Raw genomic sequence first — 7,102 nt, 5'->3', positions numbered from 1 at the left:
TGGCGGCAACTCGGCCGACCTTCTGCAGATCGCTCATGCCGGCAATGCCGGTCGCAATTGTCAGGAAGATGACAGGTGCGATAATCATCTTGATGACTTTGATGAAGGCATCGCCGAGCGGCTTCAGGCTTTGGCCGGTTTCCGGATAGAGGTAGCCAATTGCGGCTCCAAGGACCATGGCGGCAAGTACCTGCACGTAGGTCCGGGCAAAATGGCGCTTGCGGGGCGCTGCGATCGCGCGGGGGACTCTTGGAACCAACATCGTTTCTCTCTCCCTGACCGGATCGGGGTGGGGGCTCCTCCTTCTCCCATGCTGCGCTCCGGTCGAGCGCTGCTGTCATCTCGGAGCAAGTGCCGTGCCAACTGGACGCCTGTCCCGTCCAGCGAGATTGGTGCAGTTGCGCACTGGAACCCTCCACCTTGCCGGAATTCTGCACTCGAGGCTCGCCAAAGATCGCGTCTGAGGAAGTGCTTCATCAGAGAGGGAATTGACCAGGTCGCCTTGCGCCCGTGCCCTTTGATGTTCGCCGCAGATCGACTGCCGGTTGCCTTGGTGACTTTGGTTTGTCAGTTTTGGAACGGAATGCGCGCAAACTGCAGGATATCCTACACGCCCATCAGAGCACGCGGTACAAGCGATTAAGCGTAGGAGCGCATTGAATCTCCGAGGTCAAAAAATCTTGAATAAGGTCCGCGTGCGAAGTGAATCCGCAACTCGTCAAAGTTCTCCACCGTTTGATCAAGCGGTCGCGTTTCCTGGCGCTGCAAGATGGCGTTATCTGATGGCTCAAGCGCTGGAACGCCCAGGAAATCCCAAACCGCTCCCAAGCATTGGGCAGGTTCGTGAAGTAGGCTCTCGTATTCCATTACAAGCAGGTTGGTCGACGTGAAGGAGTCCATAACGCGAGCGTGAAAATCGTCGGCGGCTTTGAAATAAGCCTCACAGTCGGCGATTGACAACCTGACGCTCGGTGGCCGAGCGGTATCGTTGTCCGAGCTGAACTTCAGCCACTGACCGCTTTCCCTGGCCTGCACAAAGGATCGGAGCGATTCCAATACGTTTCGGCGAACAACGAGGATGACCTTGAGTGCTGGCCAACGAGCTAATTCCGCAAAGAATGCTGGACGCTCGCGAAACTGAGGTTCATTGATCTTGCAGCCAAGATGCGTCACATTCTTGTAGTCGCGCATAGGGCAGCGCACATAGGCAAGCTCAAGAAGCTCGCGATCCGTGCCTAGCAGGCGATCCGTGCTGGGCCAATTGGGATCATATTCGTTTAGCAACTCACCGTTACTCAGAACGGTCGGATGCTCGTTTAGCAATTCTTCTAAATAGTGTGTTCCGGTCCTTGGCATAGCAAGGATCACAAAAGGCTCAGGAGTTGGTTCGTTGTGGGTCATTGCATGTGTATCCAACTAAATAATGGCCGCGACGGTCTGGGGACGCGCACAAGAAGCTTGGCTGCTATCGCTTGAACGCTCCGGGTGGGTCCGCGCGCCTCACCACCCAGCCTGTACTCCGAGGTGTGGTCGCGAAGATGGGCGCGTGCCTGCAGCGGCTGGGTGGCGCCCGGCTTCGGCGTTGTTGTACCACTCGCGATTCCTGGCACACGCATGCCTCCGGGCCGCTGGGGGCAGTTTGCAATCCGGCATTGCGGACCTCCTTCTCGTTGATGGGCGTAGGTAAGCGTCAACGCATTAGTCGTCGATGAAACAGTCCAGCCGACAGAAAAAAAGGCAATACAGCGAACATGCAAAGTGCGCCTATATGCAGCCCTACATTGTCGCCCAGGCGGCCGAGCATCACCGGACGGATTAGATCGATAGAATTCGCCAGCGGCGAGAAGGCCGCAATCTGCTGAAACACTCCTGGCAATTGGCCGACTGGAAAAACCGCGCCCGAAAGGAACAGCATGGGTGTGATGACAAGCGTCTGATAGAAAATAAAATAGTGATAACTGGGCGCGAGCGCGATGACGAGCATGGCCAGGCTCGCAAAGGCGAACCCGGTGAGAGCGATGACCGGCAGCACGTAGAGAACCGACGTCCACGCGGCATAACCTAGCGCGGCGGCAACAATCGCAATTGTCGTACCGGCCAGAAAGGCCTTTGTGGCTGCCCAGGTCAATTCACCGAGAACGATGTCGCCGAGGGTAAGTTGTGTGTGCAGCATTGCTTCCCAAGTGCCCTGATCGCGCATTCGACCGAAAACCGCGTAAATTGTTTCGAAGGTTGATGCTGTCATCGCGCTCGTCGCAACCATGCCGGCTGCCAGAAAGGCGATGTAGGATGCACCTTCGATGCGGCCTACCAACAGTCCAAGGCCAGTGCCGAGCCCGAAAAGGTAAATCATCGGATCAGCAAGGGTGCCGAGCATTGAAGCAAATGCCACCTTCTTCCATGCCAGATGATTGCGGCGCCACACCGCGATCCAGTTCCAGGCGTTGGCGGGTAGAGCGGCCGCAAAACGTTCACCCATTGCTCACTTCTCCATCTCACGTCCGGTTAACCTCAAGAAAACGTCCTCCAGACTGGGTGGACGCTCTAGAATACGCAGACCCGCTCGACCGCGAAGCTGGATGCGCACATCCTCCGGCTCAGGCGCATAGCAAAAGAGCGTCTCGCCGCTTACCTCGACACGCTGAACGTACGGTCTGATCAGCGAAATCAGCTCCTGTGGATTGCCGCCGAAGATCTCGATCACGTTGCACCCAATGTACTCGTCGATCAGCGCATGAGGACTGCCCTCGGCGATCTTGCGTCCCCGCTCGAGAACACACAGCCGATCACAAAGCCGCTCAGCCTCTTCCATGAAATGGGTGGTCAAAATGATCGTTTTTCCGCTCGCCAGCAGGAAACGAAGTCGCTCCCAGATCAGATGGCGGGCATGCGGGTCGAGGCCGGTCGTGGGCTCATCCATCACAAGCAACTGGGGGTCGTTGATCAGAGCACGTGCCAGCGTCAGGCGCCGCTTCATCCCGCCGGATAGCAGGCCGACACGTGAATCCGCCTTGCTCTCAAGGCGAGCGAACTCGAGGAGCCGTGGGATGACGGCGTTGATCTCTCTTGTACTCATGCCGAAGTAGCGCCCGAACACCAACAGGTTCTCGCGTACCGTAAATTCCAGGTCGAGATTGTCGAACTGCGGGACCACGCCTATGCCCTTGCGGGCCAAGCGGCTGCGTGCCGGCACTGGTAGACCGAGGACTGTTATATCACCCGCGTCAGGCCGGGTCATACCGAGGAGCATACGCGCAATCGTGCTCTTGCCTGCGCCGTTCGGCCCCAGCAGACCGAAGCACTCTCCCGATGCAACGGTGAAGGACAGCCCGTCCACAACGAGCTTGTTTCCGAATAATTTGGTTACGCCGGTAAGGTCGATTGCTACATTGGACATGCGTCTATCTCAAGCGGAATGAGTCCGATTGGCCACCGGCAGCTTACTTGCGAATTCTGGTTCAGAGCAGGCCACCGCCTTGAGATGGCACCTTTGGAAAGTCGCGGCCGGAGCGACGCGTGTATCGCTTCCGCCAAAGAATAACGTCAAGATGCCACGTGTCGCTTCCAGATAGTTCCCGTTCTGACCATAGGTAACTCGAAAGCTTCACCCCGTGTCGACTGACACAACTTACTCGGTCACTCGGCGCTGCAAGGCCGTCAGACTTCACCAGCTGTGAGCGAAAGATCTGCAGTATGAAGTGACTCCGCAATTCCAGAATTGCCCGCAGCATTTGCTCCGGCAAGCGGCATCGCGCTTGTGATTTCCTTTGTGCTCCTGTTGGGCAGGGGAACACTTTTACGCGACAGCCAATCGCTATTGCTCAATGTACACAGGGCGTAAGCCTTCAAGGGGATCAACAGGAATATCCTGATTAACGCGTGCATTGAATAGCCGATGAATCGAAGCTGCCGAGTGCGGAAAGATAACACCGTAGATCTGATTATGGTCATCGTGACAATAGCCAGCACCGTCCACCAATTTACTGTATGTGAAAATAGTAGCTCACCGAGCGCCGTTACTACCGCGATGCCGAGCAACAATGGGCCGAGATTCTCTCCCATCACATCCAAAGTTAGATAGCGATCCAGGCCACGCAGTAGACCTCGCGCAAGCATCGTGTCCCGGAAGGTGCTTCGTGCCCAGCGGAGTTGTTGGCGCAAATAAGGTCCCATCTTGTCCGGAACGACTGTCGCCGCGACGGCACCTGGAACGTACTCGGTTCGAAAGCCTGCTTTCAGCATGAGGATCGTAAGATGACGGTCTTCACCGAAGTCGCTTGGTTTCCCCCTGAACAGCTGCGTCTCGTATTGATCCAGCAGAGAAAGGAGACAAGACCGGCGGTACATTGCACATGGGCCGCAGCAGCACATGACCGCACCAAAGCGACCTTGCGCCGCGCGCTCCTCATTGCAAGCCAGCCAGTATTCCATATCGATCAATCGGGTCAACCAAGTGTCGCTGCGGTTGTATGCCGTCAGCTGGCCCATGGCCGCTCCGACCATGGAATCCCGCATTTTTACTGCAAGCTTTGTGATGACGTCGGACGCAAGTGTCGTGTCAGAGTCGACGCTGAGCACGAAATCTCCAGATGAGCGGCGGATGGCGGCGATCTGCGCCTTGCGTTTGCCAACATTCTCGCGGAGCAGAATGAAATTGAATCTCGGGTCGCCCTCGTAGGCGTGATGTACCGGGATGACGGCATTACGATTTCCAGAACCGTCGTCAACCAGATAGACCTGAAATGTTCCGGCGTAATCTTGATTTGCAATGGAAGCTAAACACGCCGCGAGTGTGCGCGGGTCCTCATTGTAGCAGGGGATAATGACATCCACGCTCGGCCAACGGTCGGATCCGAACAAGCTTTCCGACGGCGGCGTAACATTTTCCGGTTGGGAGTAGACCGCTTGCATGCCTCTGTAAACAGTCGAGAGCACCGCATAAGACGAAACGGCAACAGTACTGGCTGTGGTGAGAAGGTCCATAGGATCTCTGTTTGTTCAGGGGTGTTGAGGAAGTGATCGGATTACAAATCCGCGGCCGTGCAATTCTGGAATTAGGCGTGACAACGCTGTCACCGTCTGGTCGCGCAGACTGGCTTGATTGCCTGGTTGCAATTCGTCGGGAGCGCACCCGTCGTGCAACAGCACGATTGCGCCCGGCCGGATATCGGCGAGCACTCTGTCGACGATGGCGTCAACGCCGGGGCGAGACCAGTCGCGTGGATCAATGGACCAATGGACGGGCGTCAATGCCGCACCCGCTGATGCAGCGATTACTTCTTCGGTCCAGATGCCATACGGTGCACGAAAGTACCGAACCATGGCCTGCGGGCAAGCCATCCCTATGACTCTGTTTGCCTCAACTATCTGGCAGTCGACTTCGACGGACCCGCATTTGGCCAGGTCCGGATGAGTCATCGTGTGGTTGGCTATACCGTGCCCGTCTGTAATAATTCGGCGAACGAGTTCCGGCTCGTCGGCCGCGTAGGCCCCAACAACGAAGAAGGTCGCCGTCACCTGATGTTGCGCCAGCACATTGAGTATCTGCGGTGTGAAAAATGAATTGGGACCATCGTCAAACGTCAGATAGACGCTGCGCTCTGCAGTGCCATCGGCATTGTCACTCTGCCCTTCGCATATGTAGTCCAGAGGCTTCATAGTTCCGGACCGTTCCGGTCGATCAGGGTACCGGACGGCCACTCGTCCATCGAGCGTCCGATCGGCGAAACCAACACGAGTACGTCTTCCAGGCGCGTGGGCGGCAGGTCGGGATGCACATCTGGACGGGTCGATCGTACGCGAACGCCCGACACAATGTTCGCGAGGCCGGCTCTGCAGAATCTTTCGACATGGTTTCGCAGCGCGTGCCGAACCGTGCCGAAAGCGAATGGAACACCCAACTGATGGAGCACTGGGTACGCCACGCGCATCGAAAAACCGATTCCGAGCCCTTCAAGATCCGGACGAACCGCGTACAGGCCCAATTCAGCGACGATCAAGTCGACCTCGCCAACTTTGATGAAGCGCCGCAGCATGCCGATGTGAGCCGCTACCCCATGCGCGTCGTAGCCGATTGCGCGGAATTCCGGCCTCGCGCCGGCCCAACTGCGGCCGCCTTCGAATGGCTCCGCGTTGAAGGCGCCAGTCCGTCCATAGGTCTTTCGAAAAAAGTCGGAGAGTTCGACATGGTCGGCCAGTTGCAGCTCATTTTCCCAGCACAACTTCCAATCGACATTCGGGCGCATGGAAGACCTCACCTTGGAGCTGTCTGGTTGAGATAAATGTTCAAGCATTGGTTAAATAATTGGCATCGCACCAACGGGGCGTAACTTGTGGAGACCGCCGAAAGACCAAGCCGTAATGCAGATGCGACTGACTTTGTGCGCCCCGCACACCAGATGATGCTCATCGGATCCAACGCAACCATGGGAACTACCTATCTTTCCAACTTGAAGCGCCTCTATGGGACCTGCAGCAAAAACGGTAAAATCCTTTGTTTAGATGAAAGGTATCCACGCTTTGGATAACTGGGCGAATGCGTTCCATATGGCTGGTCAATTATCGTCGTCACGCTCGAGGCACTTCTGACGAAGCGCAAAGCTCACGCCCGCGGCACGCGCGGCCGTTGCCGGGCCGCGCGATTATCTCCGTAAGAGCCGAGCGGAGCTCAGACACGACGATTGATCAGAATCTGATTCGCGGGTTCAGTATCTCTTTCGTGTATCCAGCTCTGGGCTGTCCTTTGGCGGGAGTTAGGTTCGCCCAGGTTCTGAGCCTGGGGCGTCGGCCCGTTCGCCGCACAGGCTCCTTCGCACATCGTCGAGGCCGAGAAAGAGGGGGCCACACAGCTCCCCCTGTACTTTCCACCACCCGACACCAGCGCTCACCCAGGGCGCCGGCCTTGCTCACCTCAACGGATAGCGCACTCGCGCCGCTTCACGATTAAAAGAATTCTACAAGCAGATGCCTGTTTGATCGTGAGACGTCCGCTGCCAATTCCCGCATCGCAGAGGCAGCCAATAGCGCTCGCTTCACATAGTGGTCCGGCAAGCAGCTAGATACGACAGGTGACCTCAAATGAGGCGTCTTGCATGGCTTCTAC

At 56.9% G+C, this 7,102-nt stretch carries 7 protein-coding genes; all 7 read right to left on the bottom strand.

Going from position 1 to position 7,102, the window contains the following annotated elements; all coding sequences use genetic code 11:
- The coding region (locus EOB59_RS32905) for a cation:dicarboxylase symporter family transporter (protein WP_128290171.1) at positions 1 to 262 on the bottom strand (262 nt) is incomplete at its 3' end.
- A 377-nt stretch (positions 263 to 639) separates the two neighbouring features.
- Positions 640 to 1,401: a sulfotransferase gene (locus EOB59_RS32900; protein ID WP_024505871.1), complete on the bottom strand. Its 762-nt coding sequence runs from the start codon at positions 1,399 to 1,401 to the stop codon at positions 640 to 642.
- A gap of 289 nt (positions 1,402 to 1,690) precedes the next feature.
- Complete coding sequence (locus tag EOB59_RS32895) at positions 1,691 to 2,479, bottom strand: ABC transporter permease (protein WP_024505872.1); 789 nt, start codon at positions 2,477 to 2,479, stop codon at positions 1,691 to 1,693.
- A gap of 3 nt (positions 2,480 to 2,482) precedes the next feature.
- A complete protein-coding gene (gene nodI / locus EOB59_RS32890; RefSeq protein ID WP_024505873.1) occupies positions 2,483 to 3,397 on the bottom strand; it encodes a nodulation factor ABC transporter ATP-binding protein NodI in 915 nt (304 codons plus the stop codon).
- A 260-nt stretch (positions 3,398 to 3,657) separates the two neighbouring features.
- On the bottom strand, positions 3,658 to 4,983 hold the full coding sequence (gene nodC / locus EOB59_RS32885) for a chitooligosaccharide synthase NodC (RefSeq protein WP_032899868.1): 1,326 nt from the start codon (positions 4,981 to 4,983) through the stop codon (positions 3,658 to 3,660).
- A gap of 15 nt (positions 4,984 to 4,998) precedes the next feature.
- The gene (gene nodB, locus EOB59_RS32880; protein WP_024505874.1) at positions 4,999 to 5,658 is read right to left on the bottom strand and encodes a chitooligosaccharide deacetylase NodB; all 660 of its coding nucleotides are present in this window, start codon (positions 5,656 to 5,658) and stop codon (positions 4,999 to 5,001) included.
- Positions 5,655 to 6,245: a NodA family N-acyltransferase gene (locus EOB59_RS32875; RefSeq protein WP_024505875.1), complete on the bottom strand. Its 591-nt coding sequence runs from the start codon at positions 6,243 to 6,245 to the stop codon at positions 5,655 to 5,657. Before EOB59_RS32875 ends, nodB begins: the two co-directional genes overlap by 4 nt.
- Between the last annotated feature and the right edge of the window lie 857 nt (positions 6,246 to 7,102).

It is taken from the genome of Mesorhizobium sp. M7A.F.Ca.MR.176.00.0.0, from assembly GCF_004023165.1.
Taxonomy (GTDB): Bacteria; Pseudomonadota; Alphaproteobacteria; order Rhizobiales; family Rhizobiaceae; genus Mesorhizobium.
Note: the sequence above shows the minus strand (reverse complement) of the source record. Positions and strands in the feature narration are given on the sequence as shown.